This window comes from Erwinia plantamica (genome assembly GCF_043420595.1).
GTDB classification, from domain to species: Bacteria; Pseudomonadota; Gammaproteobacteria; order Enterobacterales; family Enterobacteriaceae; genus Erwinia; species Erwinia aeris.
In genome coordinates this window covers 147,732-164,511 of sequence record NZ_JBGCUC010000008.1, presented here as the reverse complement: position 1 = coordinate 164,511, position 16,780 = coordinate 147,732, and the positions used below count along the sequence as shown (strand labels likewise).

Below are 16,780 nucleotides of genomic sequence, written 5' to 3'. Positions count from 1 at the left end.
AATCATGGTCAAGAGAGTGTGAATGAACAAAGTGGATTAAACAGATGTCAAATAGTGTTAGTTTTCATGCCCAGCATCGGTCCTCACTTCTCTCGGGACCGCTATTCGATTTTATGCAGGTAAATTTAATTTATGAGCCAAAGTATGCCAGTTGCTGAAGGGAGATACATTTCTGGTTAGCTACAAAGCAAGTTTCATTAGCCTCCATTGGAAGCATGTATAATATATCCAACGGTAATTCCGCCCCTGCAAGTTTCAACTCTGCTTTAAGTTGGAGTAACAACTCTCCTGACGGACCGACAATTAAGATATCGTAATCAGAGCCAACCCCAAAAAGCGATGAGCCAAACATGAAGCTTTCAAAAAAACTCAATGTTTGACACGTATCCAATAGGTAACGAGCCACATCGCTTGCAGACATTATCAGCGAGTAATCAAATGTTTCAACTCTGCCCATTTTAGTACTCCACACCCCAATTGATGCCCTGCTTCCAGTGCCGGTTTGGTAGGGTTTCCATTAGGATTAATGTTCCAAATAACATCGACGGGGCCAAACTGATCCCAGAAAGAGCGAACTGCATCAGCTGTGGGTTCATATTCAAGAAGCATGCCCACCCTGAGCTTCTTTCCATTATTCAAAACTATAGTGAAAACGCGATCAAACTCTCTTTCTATGTTTCTGAAATACTTTTTCATCTGGTTAATAAGTCGATAGGAGAAGAAATAATCCTTATGAGAAGCCGTGTTCACGTTATTATCCGAAAGAGCAGAACTCAAAGTACCTGAGCTGCCCCAACCAATATTTGCATCGGTTAGGAAGCTGATAGCCGCCCCCGTCCATACACATTCACTTCTGAAGCCACAAAGAAAATCCATATCGGGATATTTTTCATGGTATTGCACAGCTATATCGATAGTAATTTCTGCGGATTCGGAGATAACTGCCAATATTTCCGGTCTATTACGGATTGATATTCTTATAGCGTCCCCATTTACATGTTCAGCCGAACCCATACTGCCTAATCTTTTATTAGTATTTTCAAGTGCATATCTAACTTGCCATTTCATGAAAAAATTCCTTCCATATCATGTGGATAACGAATAGCACTTCCAGAAACACCACAAACATGGCGTTCAGAAAGTCCACGAACATGCTCTTTGTATTGGGCAAAGGTTTCCCGCTCTTCGACTGTCAGGTGGCATCGGTTCATGCCTATGATCGCCTGAATGCGGAAGTGATTAGGTAAAATGACACTTTTCATCCTTTGCGACCATATCTGTGCCGTTTCAGACTCAGGATTGAACTCAAATCTTGCACCATCAACAGGAGCGAACTCTTTCCATATGGCCTTATTTTCATCCATAGCTGCGATCACAGCCTCTCTCGCTTGCCCTCTATCTTCATAACGAATAATGCCTTGCTTGTGCGCTAAGGCTACAAGATGGTTGCTCTTCCAGCCTAAAATCATGCTTCTCGGAAATGATTCAGGCGCTTTATCGATAATTGTGTGGCAGGTAGGGCATAGCAGGATGAGGTTTTCAAATGAGTCTATTTCAAACTCTTCAACTGGTCTCTCTTCGTATCGAGGCCCTGTCTCACCATGAGGAATGACATGTGCCATTTCAGCAATATGCTTATCCCCGCCTATCTCTGCGGGGAAAAGTGGCTTGAGACAATCTGGATGCTGACAATGACCTGCAGATGCCGAAAACAGCCGTAATTTGGTTTCATTTGGGATACTTTTCCGAGTAGCCATATTTGATTCCTAGGGTTTCATTGTAAGTATGAAAATATTCTGTCCTGCTTGCTCCTTGAATAGCATACAGTTGATCCGCCTCCTATTGCACCGCGATGTTCATTAAGCTCTATTCAATGGTGAGAACAATAGTGAACTTCCGCTTTTCGCTCACAGCGGACTGTCAATCATACTTTTCTGCAATGACGTTTGGTATTCAATTTGTACCCTCTACTGGAAACAGTAATCCACTGGTGAAAATATTATCAGCATCCCCCTGTTCATGTCCGCTCATAGCAGCCACTCCTTTAATCATCGGGCATTTTGTCGCAATTGCTGCCGGAGGCTGTTGACGTAATTTCTGACCTGTTCTTCAGACGCTACCGCAGCCCGTGGGGACACAGAGAAAAACGGCTGTTCAGGTATGAGTGGTCGCGTCTGAGTCTCCGGCTGAACCGGTTGCTGCTTAACCGGTCTGAAAGTCCCCTCACGGGCTTTTTTCATCACTGCCAGCATCCAGCCAAGCGGATTATCGACCTGTCGCCTTTCCATCACGCTCTTCAGAGCAAACAGAACCTGCTTCGCCTGCGTTTCCGGTAGGGCCTGAAGCTGACGAATCAGCATTTCCTGATCTTCCTGTGACACTACGGCTTTCAGCGCATCAGGCAATGCTACCTGACTGTCCACGTACGTTTTTTTATTCACACTGTGTGTGAAACTACGTACGTAATGGTTCGGTTTCCGAACTCTGTAGTAATCTCCTGATTTTACTGGCAGTTCGGATTCCGAACTCTGTATTATTGGCTCCTGATTTTGACTGAGTTCGGTTTCCGTACTCTGTTCTCGATGGTTATTTTTTATTCGCCGCACACTGAGTTCGGCTTCCGAACCCAGCTCCGGATTTAATAATGAGGGATGCTGCCGCGCTGCTGACTGACCGGCATTTTGTGGTCGACCCAGGCGGTTTTCAAGAAGAGACAGGTGGCTATGATAGTGCCGCATTGTGGGATCGTTTTTAATCTCATCCAGCACATCCCGGGCGGTCTGACTGACCGTCCGGTTTTTACTCAGACTGGCATCGGCAACCATATCAAGAAAACGCGGATCCAGTGATTCTGCATCCCGGAAAGTCAGGGGCTCGTCATGTTGCGCGTAGATATTACCACGAACCCGACCTTTATCGTCGCGAACCCGCTTACACAGGCTGAGCCAGCCGGTTATTCGTAACATCAGTAATACCCGACTGACGGTTTCACGGGAGGCTTTACCTTTACCCGGAGAAGCCAGTTGCACCTGCAGCTCATCATAACTGGGAAATATTGCCCCCTCATTATTCTGTGCATATAGGCGGATCATCATCCAGCCCATCTTATCAAGGGGAGAAAGCCGCTGATCCAGCAACAACCTTCGGGGGATGGCATCATGCACGTTTCCCGTAAACAACAGGCCGCTGCGTACTCGTCCGTTATCGCGCAGTGGATTAGCCGCCAGGCGGGCATTCATTTTTTCCAGCGTAAACGCTATCAGGCTGTCCGCAGGCAGCGTCATATTTTCTTCCTTATAATGGCTCTCGTCAGGCCATTCTGTTCTTTCAGTATGCTTATGCCTGCATCCGCGTGCAGATGCAGGGTAAACACACTATTTGCGGATGGCTGAGTTGTAACGCTCATGACTCAGCAGTAACCAGGTTCTGCCCCCGTTACGACTGAGCAGACGCCAGAACGGACCAATATTAATCTTAACGTATCCACAGCCCCGGTCCTCAAGCCGGGTATAATTGCGATCGCCATGATGAAACTGACTGACCAGTCGTAAGGCTTTACGGCAGCATTGCGATGGCGTGCAGGGAGAGGCCCACAGACCGGGGCCAACGTTTTTCATCCTCATGCACGCTTCCTCACTGAAGGTTTCGGGGACTGACTCACAGAGCGACGGGGTGTGGTTCTGTGCCATCCTTTCACAGCATGCCAGACTGAGGTCAGGGGGATATTAAGTTGCTCCGCGGCCAGCATCATGACATCAAGCCCGTCCGGGCTTTCCACCTCTTCAACGCCTGATTTCTGCCACAGCCGCCAGATTTCCGCATTGTCTTCATCCCCGATCGTATTGCCACGTCCGGATCGTGCTTCGATACCGGCAATCCTGCGACGGGCCGCCACATCCGTACTGGAAAGCCCGAAAAACGTCTGCATCAGCTCTATCGAACTGCCCAGCGCCAGCGCCCGGTCGATGCGTTGCATGCGCTTTTGCTCCATTCTGGCCCTCTGCAGCATGCTGACCAGATTACTGTGATCGATGCTGACGCTGACCACAGAAACTTCGCTGTTAGCAAGATAATGTAGTTCCTCAAGGGAGAGTCCCTGCAGCATCTGCATCTCTTCACGCTTGATCCCAAGCGACTCACAGCGACGGAGATAACCACTTTTCAGATCCATCACCAGCTGCATCAGCAGCCCGTTGGCAGCCTGAGATAAACCACCGGAATTAGTCACTCAACACCTCCGGAAGACAGAACAGCCGCCACGGCTGGCCGTTCACTGAACCCATAAAATGTCACAGTTCGTCGACAGACGCCCGATGATGTATTGCTCCATGAGAAGTAAGGCCAACAGCCAAAGGCATGGCCAACCGCCCATGCCAGACGGGTCATCCATTCAGGTACCTTTTCGGCCTCTGATGGTGCACCCTGAGAGTCAACTTCACGAACGGACGAAAGCGTGGCGTCCAGCTCGCTGATGCCATATTTTTCCATCAGGCGCTGCGCCCTTGAAAGCGCAAGCCAGGCTTCATGGGTATTGCTGTTGCTTCGGCTCAGTTTCAGCAGTTTCCTGACCAGACTGACCAGCCGCTCCCGGCGTTTGTCATTATTCATCATGATCCTCCTCCACTACGCTCACGCCACGCTGCAGCTCCCGCAGACGACGCATGACGCGCATCAGCCTCAGCAGTTTTATGGCATTTTCATCATCAAGAACCGGCACATCCTGTTGCACAGCCCCGCCGATCAGTACGCTATCCAGGCTACTTGCTTGGCAATGCGCCGGACAACACCCGGCAAGGGACAAAAGAAAAGCTGCCGGTGCGCTGCAGCTGTCGCCCGCAGCGCAATAGCCTGGCGACAGACTACTGGCGCGATCTGGCAGGATTTCATCTTCACACCCCAGCGTTTCCCCCAGTTCCCACGCCATGATGAAGGCCATATTCTGCAGATGTTCGATATCGTCCTGATAAGCCGGAACAGACCAGATCATATCTCCGGTAGAGTGGCTGGCCGGGCGTTGGCTCTCCTCCTCATCCTCCGGCTCCGGTGTCAGCATAGAGAGCAGCGTCTCATCGCTATCGGTTTCATCATGGTCCGGAGAAAGCCCAGGGCCCATGCTGTCTCCCGAAATAACCGGAGAACCGCCGTACATATCGGGCTGTATTTCTGTACGAGGGAACGACGCATGCGCTTCCTTATTGTCCTCTGACGTTACCCGTGAATTTGCAACTGGCTGCGGTAGTTCCTCCGTAACCGCTGGCGTGACCGGCGGAGACTCAGACAGTGCTGTCTGCAGGGCAAAATCAGGCTCGGGTACAGTCTCCTGAACGCTGTCGGTAGACGGTGATGGCGCCACTTCCTGAGGACGGGTAGCCTCTGCCGGTTCACCAAAGTGATAGCGCCGGTTACGCTCGCCGGGAGCCAGTTCCATCACCCAGCGGTCATAATTCAGTTCCGGATGCGGCAGTGCCAGCAGCAGATCACCAATAAATTCATCGCGGAACATTTCCGGCGACCACAGTTCGGGGGAATTGAACTTGCGGCAACATTCACCAAATACATCGGTGAAGCATTTATCGCTTCGTTCAGACAGAAGGCAAAACTGATCCCAGACTTTCTCCGCATCCTGCCGAATAGCCAAAAGGGCATTAATTTGTGGCCGCCCCAGCCCAGACTCCAGCAAATCAGGCATCCAGGGATACAGGTGGGTGAGTGCGCTTTCCATACGACTGATGCTTGAGGCATCGATCGGTAATCCCTGCTCAGTCAGTAACTTTGACAATTCCCGCATCGAAACAGGTTTATCCAGCTGTTCTTCATAGATAACCCGTGCCTTATGGATCCCCTGGGCCTTTTCAATAAAGGACAAATCGCCACGGACTTCATTCTCAGCAAGATGACCAATCACGCACTGGAGCCGTCCGGGCCAGGGCTTCACAAGCACATGGATACGGAAAAAACGCTCCTCCCTCGTTTCCTGCCACAGCTCTGTCAGTATCTGATAACGGGTGTTCCCACCATCACTGAAAATGTATTTATTCGGATCGCCATCCGGATCGCGGGTGACTTTTGGTACCGTGTCCAGCCCGCGGGCTTTAATTGACGCTTTTATCTCGTCATAACGTGGGTTACGCGATGTTCGCGGGTTATCCGGGTTCGGCGCCAGCTGTTCAATCGTCAGTACCATCGGCATTTCAACCACCGGTGTACTCTCAACGCTCCCCGAGGTTCTGCGGCCCGACTGGAGCATGGAAGCCCCAATATTCGTGCGGTTACGGCTCATGCCCGACCTCCTGTCCTGTGGTACCCGAAGTCATATCCCCCTTCCTGATATTCGGAAAAAAGCGTATAGCGGCCGTCAAACTGCACTTTCACCGTTCCGGTTGGCCCCTGACGCTGCTTACCGATAATGATTTCTGCCACACCCGGCGTCATGGTGCCCGGGTTATACACCTCATCCCGGTAGATAAACATAATGAGGTCGGCATCCTGTTCGAGTGCCCCCGAATCGCGCAGATCGCCGTTATTGGGACGTTTATCCGCCCGCTGCTCCACCTGACGATTGAGCTGAGAAAGCGCCAGTACGGGACACCCGAACTCCTTGCCCATCGCCTTCAGGGAGCGCGATATCTCGGCGATCTCCTGAGTCCGGTTTTCCTGTTCGGGAGAGCGGATCAGTTGCAGGTAGTCGACCATTATGAGGGCGGGATTGCCGTACTTGCGGACATAGCGGCGGGTACGGGCGCGTAAGGTTGCCGGTGTCTGATAGCTTGTGTCATCAATAATCAGGTGATTATTCCATTGAATTATTTCCTTCATGGCCAGTGAAAGACGGGCCCATTCTTCATCACCCAGAGATGCACTACGAAGCCTGCTGAGTTCAACCCGCCCTTCCATAGACATCAGACGCATAGAGAGCTGTCCTTCCGGCATTTCCATGCTGTAGACGAAAACGTAATCATCCGGTTTTCCCCGTACAGCAGCGGCACATGTTGCCAGCGCCAGAGCGGTTTTCCCCATCGATGGCCGTGCAGCCAGCAAAACCAGATCGCCCGGCTGCAGGCCGCAGGTCATCTCATCCAGCTGGCGGAAACCGGTTGGCGTACCGGTCAGACCGTCCAACGCCATCATAGCTTCAAGCCGGCTGACCAGCGTGTCCATGGCATCGTTTATGGTGGTTTCAGTACCTGCCTGCAGCATGCCCTGCTCAGCAATGCAGAACAGCTGGTTCTCAGCTGCCTCCAGAACGTCAGAAGAATGCGCATTCAACGCCTGCACGTCAGCGACCAGCATATTGCCGACACTCTGCAGCTTGCGTAGCCGGCTTTTTTCCGTCACTACCCCCGCATATGCCAGAATATTGGCAGCCGATGGTGTGTTCTTACTCAACTCAGCCAGGTAAGCAAAACCGCCCACCCGCTTCAACAAATCACCATTTTCCATCCGGTCAGAGAGCGTAATCAGATCCAGCGGTTGGCTTTCACCGGCCAGTTCAGCCATTGCCCTGTAAATGGCGCGGTGCCGGACGACAAAGAAGTCATCCGGTGCCAGCAATAAAACCACTTCATCCCAGCGGTCGTTATCCAGCATTAACCCACCCAAAACGGCCTGCTCTGCTTCTACCGAGTGGGGAATATTTTTATTATCCATAGCCCCTCCTTAGTCGAAATCAGGTATGCAAGGGTGGTTCAGGAACTCAGGAAAACAGAAACAAATCCCCATCCCGGTTTCGCGATTCACCTTATCAGTGGAATAAGCAACCACGCGCCAGATTAGATCCCGATTCATACGCGAACCTCCCGGGAGAGAACGTCATCAAAGAGCGCTTTCCACTCAGGAAACAACTCGCAGGCAAGGCTGTGCATGGTATCTGCCGCCGCAGGTCCCTTACGCCTGGTTTTATATTCAAGCCGGTGAACCGGCTGTGACTTAACATGGCCCAGTTTGAAGATATCCAGTTGCTCAATGCAGGTATCAAGCAGACTGAACATATTTCGCTCTCCCAATACACTGCTGTCATACAGCTTCTCGCTGATAATTTTTGAGAGACTGTCCATCGCCTCCCGGTCAAGAAGCGTATTTTCGAAACAGTTCACAAGAATAGAGATGTCGGGCAGGTGTATACCGTAATTTTCGTAGGTTTTGAGGCGGGAAAACATATGCAGGGAACCGCGAATAAACTCGCGAACGTCGGGAAGTATGGGTTTCACAACTCCCATGACACGGCCGGTTGACGCAAGTATGGAAAGCTCCGTCATCACCCCGGTGGCACCTTTGGAGTCGATAATAATTGCCCCGTAGCGGGCAAAGGCAGGATGCTGAAGAATATTCCTTAAGCGGATACGACCGTCTGCCGCGTGTAGCATCGCTGTCGGCAGGAGTTCGTCCGGATCGTTTGAGTAAATAAGGTCCAGATTATCAATTGAGGTCTGAGAAATAGCCTGAAGTGGATCGGGGATTGTCTGCATGAGAAGCTCATACAGCCCGAAAGGGGCTTCTTGCTGCAGGGCAAAAATGCTGCTGGCCGTCGGCTGAGTCCAGTCGGCATCAATAAGAAGTGTCTTTACACCGGCATCGGCAAGGAAACCGGCGAGATAGGCAGCGAAAGTCGATTTACCTTCACCGCCTTTTGGAGAAATGACGGGTAAAATTTTCATAGTTTGTACGTTCACTCAGGTAACGTACAAACGCACTTTTACATCCGGTTAACACCTGAGAGGGGATTGAAAATCCCCGTGTCCTTGGTTCGATTCCGAGTCCGGGCACCACTATTCCAAACCCTCGCTTATGCGGGGGTTTTTGCTTTATGCGTCAAAAAATCACTGGATTACCAGTAGATATTATCCTTCTCTCTGTCTGCCCCCGCTTCCCGATGGTGCCAAATGGGCATTCTGCCCCACGTATTTTGTTGTACTGACGCTTTGATGCCCCAGTAAGTCTTTCACCAGCGTAAGATTCCGTTCCGACGATGTTATCAGCGCCGTCGTGAGGTTATGGTGAAAATAATATGGCGAGACGGCAAAACCACATTCCTATCCGGTATTGATGGTTTTGAGATCCGATGTGACACGGGAATAGTCGAACCAGAAACGCCCCTGTTCTGGCCGGTCAGCCTGAACGGCAGCAACGCGAGCACGTTCAAGTGCTGCCTGTATTTGAATCAATAGGTGCTGGGCAGACGCCAGCTCATCTTTTTCAGATGCATGGACGGGTAACGCGATCAGCAATGTCAGCCCCAGCAAACAGCCGGCTCGTCAGGTTAAGCACTCCTCAGTGATTTAGGGTGCTGTGAGGGTGCGATAAATGTGAAGACGGGTCAGGGGATAACTGTTTATGGTTTTTTGATAATTTTCGTATTAACAAATAGCAAGCCAAAGCGCTATACAAGTTGATTAGTAGAGACAACAATATATCTATCGCTGCGTTATCATTAGCGAATTATTACTGTCTGATCCAGAAGGTTAGAAAATAGCATGACGTTATCATCAGGTAGGGTGGAGTTCACAGAAGCAACCAGAAAAATGGTCATGGAGGAAGCCGGATATTGTTGTGCAAATCCTGGCTGCCGTATGCATTTACTTGAGTTCTACACCGAACAAAATAAAACTCGAAAACTGGGCGATGTAGCCCATATTTATTCTGCTGTTAGCCTGTCGGGAAGTGGCCCTCGATCCAACCCACATATGACGCCTGAACAACTCAGCGCTCAAACTAACGGAATATACCTTTGTACAACTTGCCATCGTCGTGTCGATAATTGTGAACTGATGTTCCCAGCAGAACATCTTTTTCAGTGGAAAAGAGAGGCGCAACAGAGTAATAACCCCGAGGGGAGAGACGGCTGGAAGAATCCAGGATATGGACGAACGACGCTTGACGACTGTCGGGAAACAGAAAAATACCTCCACTTCACCAGTCCTTTTATTGACACTATCTATCAATTTTGTTTAAAGGTTCAAGGAACTCAGTTCCGAACTTTCAGAGTTGATCACAAGATTATCGTAACGCTCTGGGGGCTTGCCAGAAGAGGAATAGGCCTGCCTACCTTTAATATATACTCCCACCAATTTAGAAATAAAATCTTTGAACTACAGCGAATAGCAGAAGAACTTATCAAGCTGCTTCCCGAAAATACACAACTGGATTCGGGATCCTATTATAAAGGCGATGAACCGCCATTTTTACCAGGTTTTCCCTCTGGCGTACTTGTTTATATTGACGGTCGAGTACAGGCATTATCTGAGTTAATACAGCAATGGCGGATGATTCAGCTATGCTGGGAAAATGAAGTGAGTATGTATCAAATTTAAAATACTTCCCTTACTGACGCGCCAGTAACCGTTTTTACAGGGCTTGTCTGCTGACGACAGCGCACAAAAGCCAGTTTTGTGCGCCGCCGCCCAGCTTACTACTCTAGTACGAAGGAGCTGACTGCGCGCTCTGCACTTCTTTCCGATACTGGTTTGATATTTGCTCAGCCTTATAAGAAGAAGCGATACTGCAAGACCGTAAGTTATCTAATCTAAACACCTTGTTTTCATTACATTTAACTAAAAATGTATTGAACTCCTCGGGGTTCGAATCAGCCCACTGTTCAATCTTTATAGTTTGAGCATCTTGTTGTTGAGCATTGCTGGCCAGAACTGGTGCGCTTAGCACTATCGTTCCCAGCATGAAACTAAAAATGAATCCCTTCATATATTCTCTCCTGTCATTAATCACCTGCATATTTTTCACTCAGATATCAATCAGGATCAACTACTAAAGGTACTTTTTAAACGAAGCTGTGGTCACCGTCACTGCAATACCCAGCAAAATAGCGGCGGGCAACAGCAGCAGGTTGGGATATACCGCCGTTGGCCACGACAGATACAGCATACAGGGACATAAATTGCGGGTTTCACCATTCGTTTTGCATGGTGATACACAAAACTCGACGCCTACCCGACGCGTGGCGGCTGTTTCATTACATGCCACAGGATTTTTACCGCGACGTCAGTTCGATGAGCAGACCAAAGTTGACGATGAAAATTATCGGTTATGGCCCTAATGCAAAAATCATCTTCGCCTTACAAGGGATTACCCTAAATACTATTTTTAATAGAGATGGCTGACGCGCAGTAAGCTGAAACGTTATCCATCAGCCAGTAAAGAAGCTCCGACGGTATGGCCCCGCTCCCGAATCTGATCCAGGCATAACTGGTTGCCTATTCTGGCAAACGGCCGGTTTTTCGGCAAATCCAGCAGGTGTCATCCAATCCCGTGCAAAATGGAGCCGACATTGGCTATAAGATATGCACCACGCCTCCATGTTGCGCCGTGCATACAAGCAACTAATTTATTGCAATAATTCTGTCGACAGCCTTAAGCGTTTTTTCCCGATGTGCAATAATAACTCTTGTAATATTGAGCTTTTTAATTTCTCCATTTACAAACCGCTCACTATTACTATCAAGAGAGCTTGTCGCCTCATCCATGAACAGAATAGAAGGCTTTTTATAAAGTGCGCGGGCAATAAAAACTCGCTGCTTTTGCCCACCTGACAGTCCTTCACCCAGTTCTCCAATTAGCGTGTCATAACCCATAGGCATTTTCATAATCACATCGTGAATATAGCTGGTTCTGGCGCACTCTATCATCCAGCTTTCATCTACATTCTCTACAAATCCGCAGATATTTTCACGTATTGAACCAGAGAATAACCTGTCGTCCTGCATGATACAGGCAATCATTTTATGATAGTTATTTATTCCCGTCTGACGGATATCAATCCCATTAACGATTACCTTACCGGTATCAGGTTCAAGCAGCCCGCATAATATTTTCATCAATGTGGTCTTGCCCGAACCAGAGTTACCTGTTATCGCTACACTTTCGCCTGGTGAAATTGAAAACGACAGGCTGCTGAATATCGCAGCTGACTGACTATCGTAGCTGTAGCTGATATCTGATATTTCCAGCGATACCGGATTCATAGTCGCGATATAGTCGATATCCGCTTTTTTTTCTTCCCGTTGATGTAAAGCGATATCCGCAATACGTTCATTATGCAGACTCATGATGCGCAGTTGCAGGAGAAAGTTTGTTAGTGAAGCAATCCTGTCGGAAAACTGGCCACGAAACGCACCAAATGCTACAAACATACCTATGGTCATTTGGTTATCGATAACAAGCCCAGCGCCCAGCCATAAAATAGCAATCTGATCGCATGTAGCTACAAACGTATTTACTCCGCCAAAAAGGAGATCCATCTTATTTAATTTGATACCAGAATTTATCGCATCAATTTTCAAATTCAGCCAGTGTGTTCCGCGCCTTTCCGTCATTCCCTGTATTTTGACCGTGGCTATACCATACAATGTCTCCATAAAATAGGAGCTGGCACGCGCACCTCTGACAAGCGTTTCTTCTGAAACCTGACGGTAATGACCATAGGTCAATAGCCGAATAATAACATAGACCGCAGTAAAACCCAGTACAAACCAGGTTAACCAACCACCATATAGCGCCATCATTATCAGGACACTGACGACCATAATACTGTCTATGATGGCGCCAACAACGCTGGTCGTAAAGGTAGAACGTAGCGTATCCAGCGAGCCAAAACGAGAATTAATATCACCCAGCCTGCGCCTTTCAAAATAAGTTAAAGGAAGCCTTAACAAATGATTAAACAGGCCAGACTGCCATTGCACATTAATAAAAGTCCCCATAACCAGTGAAGACCAGGCTCGAACAATGCCCGTTGCCGCTCGCAGAAATATAAAGAACATTAATCCGAAACAAATCAAAGTTAATAATCCTTTATCGCTTGCCGGAATAGCATGATCCATCACCAGCTGCGTACCTATCGGCATCACCAGATTGATGGCCTCAATAATTACTGACAGGAAAAATATTTTTGCCAGCATACTTTTAATGCCATAAATACTACTAATCAGCGTACGCAGGCTCAGGCGATTCTTAACCGTTTGTTCTGTAAATTCACTGCCGGGCCAGACTTCCAGCGCGACACCGGTAAAGTGTTGCGACATTTCTTCAAGCCCGATATGCCTTCGTCCTCTGGCAGGATCGTGCAGAATAAAACGGTTGCGTTTCACGCTGACCAGCACGACAAAGTGGTTAAAATCCCAGTGAAGTATGCAGGGCATTTTCAGCGCGCCCAGCTCGCTTAGGGCCAATGACAGAGGACGGGTCGCCATCCCCAGCTGTTCTGCAATACCGTTGAGACCAGCAAGATTGGCACCGCGCGTCGATAAATTGAACCGCTGTCGCAACGATATCAAATCAATGTTTTTGCCGTAGTGTCCGCATACCATCGCCAAACAGGCGAGTCCACATTCTGAAGTCTCTGTCTGATGAATAACCGGAACTCGCCGTTGCCACCGCAAATCCAGTTGATTCACAATCTTTTTAAAAGCAGTGCTACTCATCTACCTGTCCTGTGGCGCTGTGCTTCATGTCATAGAGTGGTGAAAGCATCCACTGGTAAATTTTTCTTTTTTCCAGAAATAATGTGCTTTGCGCTTTCATACCATTTTCCAAAGGCAGAAGTTTCCCGTCATAAGTAATAATCTGCTTTTCAGGTTTAACGATTACCTTATACCAGGGGCCAGAGGTGCCTGATGAATACCCAGGAGATCCCTGATAAGTGAGCATCTCTTTTGCTGTGGCTGGCGTCCTGGTGATGGTCGTCACCGTTGCGGAAAACTGGCCGAATTTTTCTGCCGGAAAAGCCTCATAACGGATATTAACTTTATCTCCCGGTGAAATATAAGGTACAGCATCATTAGGCACCCAAATAATGAGATAATAATGATCAATGACCTGAGGGAGAAGCTGTAGCAGACTGTCCCCAGCATTTACCATTTGCCCTGGCGTGACGCTCATTGAATCTATTTTTCCGTCAGAAAGAGCACGAATAACGATTTCTTCGCCCTCGTCGGTGTCAACCAACTCTTTTTGTAAGTCGAATTGCTGTAGTTCCATCTGATAAATGCGATTATCAAATTCTGCCGCCTGCGTCTGAACCTGGCTTGCAAGATTGGTTACCTGTAACGCATTTTGTTCATTCTGCCCGCTCAGGTTAAGAAGATTATTTTGCTGCTGATAATACAGTGCCACCTGATTAGTCAACTGATCTTTGGTGATCAGTCCTTTTGATTGGTATTTCCGGTAGTTCTCCATATTATCTTTCATGATATTTATGCCCTCTTCAGCTCGTCTGATAATATCTGATGAGCGTCGGAATGCATCACTGTATTGCATATGTTGTTGTTCTAACATAGCCAGTGTGACTTTTTTATTTTCTTTCAGGTGGGAGATAATATTCCTTACGCGAACCAGCTGGCTTTCAATATCCCTCCGACGATTTTCACTGACGACGCCGCCTGGCGTGCTTTTGCTAACGTCCAGTTGATAAACAGGGTCACCTTTTTTTATGATATCCCCTTCATGGACAAACTGCTTCACCACGATCCCTTGTACGCTGGAGTAAATATTAATCGCCCGTGGCCAGGTAGTAATTTCTCCGCTGACATTAACTCGACGCGTATAGGTTCCTTCCGTAATAAATACCAGAAAAGCCACCATGAAAGTGACAGAGACTAATATAACCAACCAGAGCGGAATGCCCGGCAATAAGATCGCACGCCCATGCCATTGCATTTTCCTGTTTTCTATTGCTTCCTTACGAAACAAATTTTCTTCCTCGGAATGTTTCGACTCTAATTTTCTTCCTACGGCTTAACCAGCGCACTGGTTCTTCACCCCAAGGTCGTAGTTGGGAAAAACGCTCAATAGCCTTGCGGCCAAAACCGGGTTTGCAGCAAAAATCGAGGATCCAAACCCTGCCGTCTTCATTCCATTCAGAAGGGTGCAGTCGGAATTTTGGATCGTCAAGCAATCTCTTTTCCGTATCTGCAGCCAGGTATGCCCAGGTGATATAGGCCAGTGGAAAACCCTGCACGTCGAAAAGAAATTTTATTTGGTGGTGCTGTATCGCGTATTCGGTCCAGAGCTGAATAGTTAAAACCGGATAGAGGCTGTAATTACGGTTATGGAGCATACAGCTAACGGCAAAACCAATCTGTTCCTGGGCTGACCATGTATCCTGGCCATCTACGGTTTCCTGTATATACAATGTCATTGTTTTCTCGCCTGGTGCCCGTGAATGGCTAATGCGCTACTGCCTAATACGTCGTTAGCAAATGTCTGCATTTTGATCCCCATTGCGACGAATGCCTGCCTCAGAGACACAATATCTTTTTCATGCGTTTTTAGCAGATGCGCTATTTCTTCAAACATTTGCACTTTGCCTAAACAGGCTCGGGGCAGCAGTTTTTGTCGCGCGCTCTGCTCCACTTCTTTTATCATTGCGGCGTTATCAACTCCCTGCTCATGGCAAGTGCTGGTCAGCCAGCCTATGGCGTCGGTATAACTTCGCAACAGTTCCGGAAAGCGGTTATCTTCCTCCAGGTCATTATCATGTAAACCTCTTTGTCCCTGGCAGCGCTGGATTAAACCTGTAACAATGTTTTCCAGTGAAAATCTATTCTTTTCACCGCGATACGGCATGTTGCCAGGCCTGGCAATAAATGCCACAAAGTTTTTAACTAAAGGTTTTAGCGTTTCAGGCACTGGTTTCTGTAAGGGAATGGTTATACCCAACAATTCCAAATAGCCACGGTAGCAAGCGTCCTGGAAAGCCTGTTGAAAGACGTCTTCTGTCTGCTGACGGGCAGTCACCGTGAATCCCGAATCGAACAGATATTTACCTGCGTACAGGCAAAGATTGGATAGCCCCTTTTGCAACGTTGCTGGCTCTTTCATCAGCGCCATAAGCCTGAGATGGTATTCAAAGCTATCGCTACTTTCGTCCGGGAACAGACAGTTCAGGCCATTAAAATCCAGCAGCTTGCCGTCCATTGAGATATTGGATGGCGACGTCGTTAGCCTCAAAAAACGTGTCCGGCAAAATGCCATTTGCCGTGCCTGGCGTCTGGCAAGCTCACATAATCCTTCGATGCAGTAACGCTGCGGATCGCGATAAGCCCGCTCGCTAAAGCCATCTGGCGGCATCGGCAAACTTATCGGCAACTGGCGGATGACAGAACTCACCCGTCGGGCATCATGCAATAGTTGCCCGGCATAGTCAGGCTGCGGCCGAAAATAGGGTGCCCGTTCGAAATGAGCCGGACGCACTACAGGCTCACGGATCAGCAGCGCCCGCCGCGAAGAGCCTGCCGCAAGTTCACCGGCGTTGGCAATATCATTGTCGATAAGTAAAACTGCGCGCGTTTGCACCGCGCCATAAGGGAGAATTTGCCCCAGCACTTCGCTCCATAAAGCTTCATAAAGCGCATGAACGGCGCTCAATGTACCATTTGAGTGACGTTCGTCTGAGCCCTTACCCACCAAGGGATTAGCCCCCATTCCTTTCACCTGATAATGCCCGTCAAAACCGCAGCGGGCACCGCCGCCGTTGCGCTGAATGCCGCTACCGCCATAACGCTCCGCATAAAACTTTTTGGTCGCAGCGGAACGGGCTGGATCGATCAGATAGCTACAGGCGTTGCGTAGTGCTTCTGGATCTTCAACGTCCGCAGCGCACCACAGCAACGAGGATGACACTTGTTGGGCATAAAAAGGCACCAGATTTTCTGCCAGGCCTGAAAGCAAAGAGGAATGACTCATTTGCTGGCATTCTCCAACGTGTTTTGATGATATGCGTTTTGCTTCTTTTTAGGCGGGTAATTTCCAACGCGCTTAAATAGGGTCATAA

At 48.6% G+C, this 16,780-nt stretch carries 15 protein-coding genes and 3 pseudogenes; 1 reads left to right on the top strand and 17 read right to left on the bottom strand.

Annotated elements, in window-relative coordinates:
• Window positions 1–130 precede the first annotated feature (130 nt).
• The 11 genes and pseudogenes from AB3U87_RS10790 to AB3U87_RS10740 form a co-directional block, all read right to left on the bottom strand.
• Entirely contained in the window at window positions 131–457 is a 327-nt protein-coding gene (locus AB3U87_RS10790; protein WP_225557386.1) for a nucleotidyltransferase family protein, read from the bottom strand.
• Window positions 424–1,068 carry a hypothetical protein gene (locus tag AB3U87_RS10785; protein ID WP_394148949.1) on the bottom strand — a complete coding sequence of 215 codons (645 nt, stop codon included), beginning with the start codon at window positions 1,066–1,068 and terminating at the stop codon, window positions 424–426. Before AB3U87_RS10785 ends, AB3U87_RS10790 begins: the two co-directional genes overlap by 34 nt.
• Window positions 1,065–1,757, bottom strand: coding sequence for an HNH endonuclease (locus tag AB3U87_RS10780; protein ID WP_394148948.1), 693 nt, complete (start codon window positions 1,755–1,757; stop codon window positions 1,065–1,067). Before AB3U87_RS10780 ends, AB3U87_RS10785 begins: the two co-directional genes overlap by 4 nt.
• A 291-nt stretch (window positions 1,758–2,048) precedes the next feature.
• On the bottom strand, window positions 2,049–3,284 hold the full coding sequence (locus AB3U87_RS10775) for an STY4528 family pathogenicity island replication protein (protein ID WP_394148947.1): 1,236 nt from the start codon (window positions 3,282–3,284) through the stop codon (window positions 2,049–2,051).
• A gap of 90 nt (window positions 3,285–3,374) precedes the next feature.
• A complete protein-coding gene (locus AB3U87_RS10770; RefSeq protein WP_199954880.1) occupies window positions 3,375–3,623 on the bottom strand; it encodes a ParE family toxin-like protein in 249 nt (82 codons plus the stop codon).
• Window positions 3,620–4,183 (bottom strand): DUF2857 domain-containing protein, encoded by a 564-nt coding sequence (locus tag AB3U87_RS10765; protein ID WP_227635187.1) that lies wholly within the window; start codon window positions 4,181–4,183, stop codon window positions 3,620–3,622. The genes AB3U87_RS10770 and AB3U87_RS10765 overlap by 4 nt, the downstream gene beginning before the upstream one ends.
• A 68-nt stretch (window positions 4,184–4,251) precedes the next feature.
• Window positions 4,252–4,608, bottom strand: a pseudogene (locus AB3U87_RS10760) (DUF2786 domain-containing protein); the annotation flags it as partial.
• Window positions 4,601–6,280: a ParB family protein gene (locus AB3U87_RS10755; protein WP_394148946.1), complete on the bottom strand. Its 1,680-nt coding sequence runs from the start codon at window positions 6,278–6,280 to the stop codon at window positions 4,601–4,603. The pseudogene AB3U87_RS10760 and the gene AB3U87_RS10755, both read right to left, overlap by 8 nt.
• Window positions 6,277–7,647 carry an SPI-7-type island replicative DNA helicase gene (dnaB-PI, locus tag AB3U87_RS10750; protein WP_394148945.1) on the bottom strand — a complete coding sequence of 457 codons (1,371 nt, stop codon included), beginning with the start codon at window positions 7,645–7,647 and terminating at the stop codon, window positions 6,277–6,279. Before dnaB-PI ends, AB3U87_RS10755 begins: the two co-directional genes overlap by 4 nt.
• Window positions 7,648–7,781: 134 nt before the next feature.
• On the bottom strand, window positions 7,782–8,654 hold the full coding sequence (locus AB3U87_RS10745; protein ID WP_394148944.1) for a ParA family protein: 873 nt from the start codon (window positions 8,652–8,654) through the stop codon (window positions 7,782–7,784).
• Window positions 8,655–9,032: 378 nt separating this feature from the next.
• Window positions 9,033–9,239 (bottom strand): annotated as a pseudogene (locus AB3U87_RS10740) (integrative conjugative element protein, RAQPRD family); the annotation flags it as partial.
• Between the two features lie 231 nt (window positions 9,240–9,470).
• Here AB3U87_RS10740 and AB3U87_RS10735 point away from each other — a divergent pair.
• Window positions 9,471–10,307 (top strand): hypothetical protein, encoded by an 837-nt coding sequence (locus tag AB3U87_RS10735; RefSeq protein WP_394148943.1) that lies wholly within the window; start codon window positions 9,471–9,473, stop codon window positions 10,305–10,307.
• Window positions 10,308–10,410: 103 nt separating this feature from the next.
• Here the strand turns inward: AB3U87_RS10735 and AB3U87_RS10730 are convergent, their stop codons facing one another.
• From AB3U87_RS10730 to AB3U87_RS10705, 6 genes and pseudogenes are all read right to left on the bottom strand, one after another.
• Window positions 10,411–10,695 carry a hypothetical protein gene (locus AB3U87_RS10730; RefSeq protein ID WP_253455955.1) on the bottom strand — a complete coding sequence of 95 codons (285 nt, stop codon included), beginning with the start codon at window positions 10,693–10,695 and terminating at the stop codon, window positions 10,411–10,413.
• A gap of 63 nt (window positions 10,696–10,758) precedes the next feature.
• A pseudogene (locus AB3U87_RS10725) lies at window positions 10,759–10,934 on the bottom strand (IncC plasmid conjugative DNA transfer DtrJ family protein); the annotation flags it as partial.
• Window positions 10,935–11,330: 396 nt separating this feature from the next.
• Window positions 11,331–13,430 carry a peptidase domain-containing ABC transporter gene (locus tag AB3U87_RS10720; RefSeq protein WP_253455958.1) on the bottom strand — a complete coding sequence of 700 codons (2,100 nt, stop codon included), beginning with the start codon at window positions 13,428–13,430 and terminating at the stop codon, window positions 11,331–11,333.
• Window positions 13,423–14,697, bottom strand: coding sequence for an HlyD family secretion protein (locus AB3U87_RS10715; RefSeq protein WP_394148942.1), 1,275 nt, complete (start codon window positions 14,695–14,697; stop codon window positions 13,423–13,425). Before AB3U87_RS10715 ends, AB3U87_RS10720 begins: the two co-directional genes overlap by 8 nt.
• Window positions 14,687–15,145 (bottom strand): toxin-activating lysine-acyltransferase, encoded by a 459-nt coding sequence (locus AB3U87_RS10710; protein ID WP_253455963.1) that lies wholly within the window; start codon window positions 15,143–15,145, stop codon window positions 14,687–14,689. The genes AB3U87_RS10715 and AB3U87_RS10710 overlap by 11 nt, the downstream gene beginning before the upstream one ends.
• Entirely contained in the window at window positions 15,142–16,692 is a 1,551-nt protein-coding gene (locus AB3U87_RS10705; RefSeq protein ID WP_394148941.1) for an MchC protein, read from the bottom strand. Before AB3U87_RS10705 ends, AB3U87_RS10710 begins: the two co-directional genes overlap by 4 nt.
• Window positions 16,693–16,780 lie beyond the last annotated feature (88 nt).

Bases quoted from the DNA above. Each gene is read 5' to 3' on its own strand.
- AB3U87_RS10790 (WP_225557386.1), bottom strand. From the start codon at position 457: ATGGGCAGAGTTGAAACATTTGATTACTCGCTGATAATGTCTGCAAGC.
- AB3U87_RS10785 (WP_394148949.1), bottom strand. From the start codon at position 1,068: ATGAAATGGCAAGTTAGATATGCACTTGAAAATACTAATAAAAGATTA.
- AB3U87_RS10780 (WP_394148948.1), bottom strand. From the start codon at position 1,757: ATGGCTACTCGGAAAAGTATCCCAAATGAAACCAAATTACGGCTGTTT.
- AB3U87_RS10775 (WP_394148947.1), bottom strand. From the start codon at position 3,284: ATGACGCTGCCTGCGGACAGCCTGATAGCGTTTACGCTGGAAAAAATG.
- AB3U87_RS10770 (WP_199954880.1), bottom strand. From the start codon at position 3,623: ATGAGGATGAAAAACGTTGGCCCCGGTCTGTGGGCCTCTCCCTGCACG.
- AB3U87_RS10765 (WP_227635187.1), bottom strand. From the start codon at position 4,183: ATGCAGCTGGTGATGGATCTGAAAAGTGGTTATCTCCGTCGCTGTGAG.
- AB3U87_RS10755 (WP_394148946.1), bottom strand. From the start codon at position 6,280: ATGAGCCGTAACCGCACGAATATTGGGGCTTCCATGCTCCAGTCGGGC.
- dnaB-PI (WP_394148945.1), bottom strand. From the start codon at position 7,647: ATGGATAATAAAAATATTCCCCACTCGGTAGAAGCAGAGCAGGCCGTT.
- AB3U87_RS10745 (WP_394148944.1), bottom strand. From the start codon at position 8,654: ATGAAAATTTTACCCGTCATTTCTCCAAAAGGCGGTGAAGGTAAATCG.
- AB3U87_RS10735 (WP_394148943.1), top strand. From the start codon at position 9,471: ATGACGTTATCATCAGGTAGGGTGGAGTTCACAGAAGCAACCAGAAAA.
- AB3U87_RS10730 (WP_253455955.1), bottom strand. From the start codon at position 10,695: ATGAAGGGATTCATTTTTAGTTTCATGCTGGGAACGATAGTGCTAAGC.
- AB3U87_RS10720 (WP_253455958.1), bottom strand. From the start codon at position 13,430: ATGAGTAGCACTGCTTTTAAAAAGATTGTGAATCAACTGGATTTGCGG.
- AB3U87_RS10710 (WP_253455963.1), bottom strand. From the start codon at position 15,145: ATGACATTGTATATACAGGAAACCGTAGATGGCCAGGATACATGGTCA.
- AB3U87_RS10705 (WP_394148941.1), bottom strand. From the start codon at position 16,692: ATGAGTCATTCCTCTTTGCTTTCAGGCCTGGCAGAAAATCTGGTGCCT.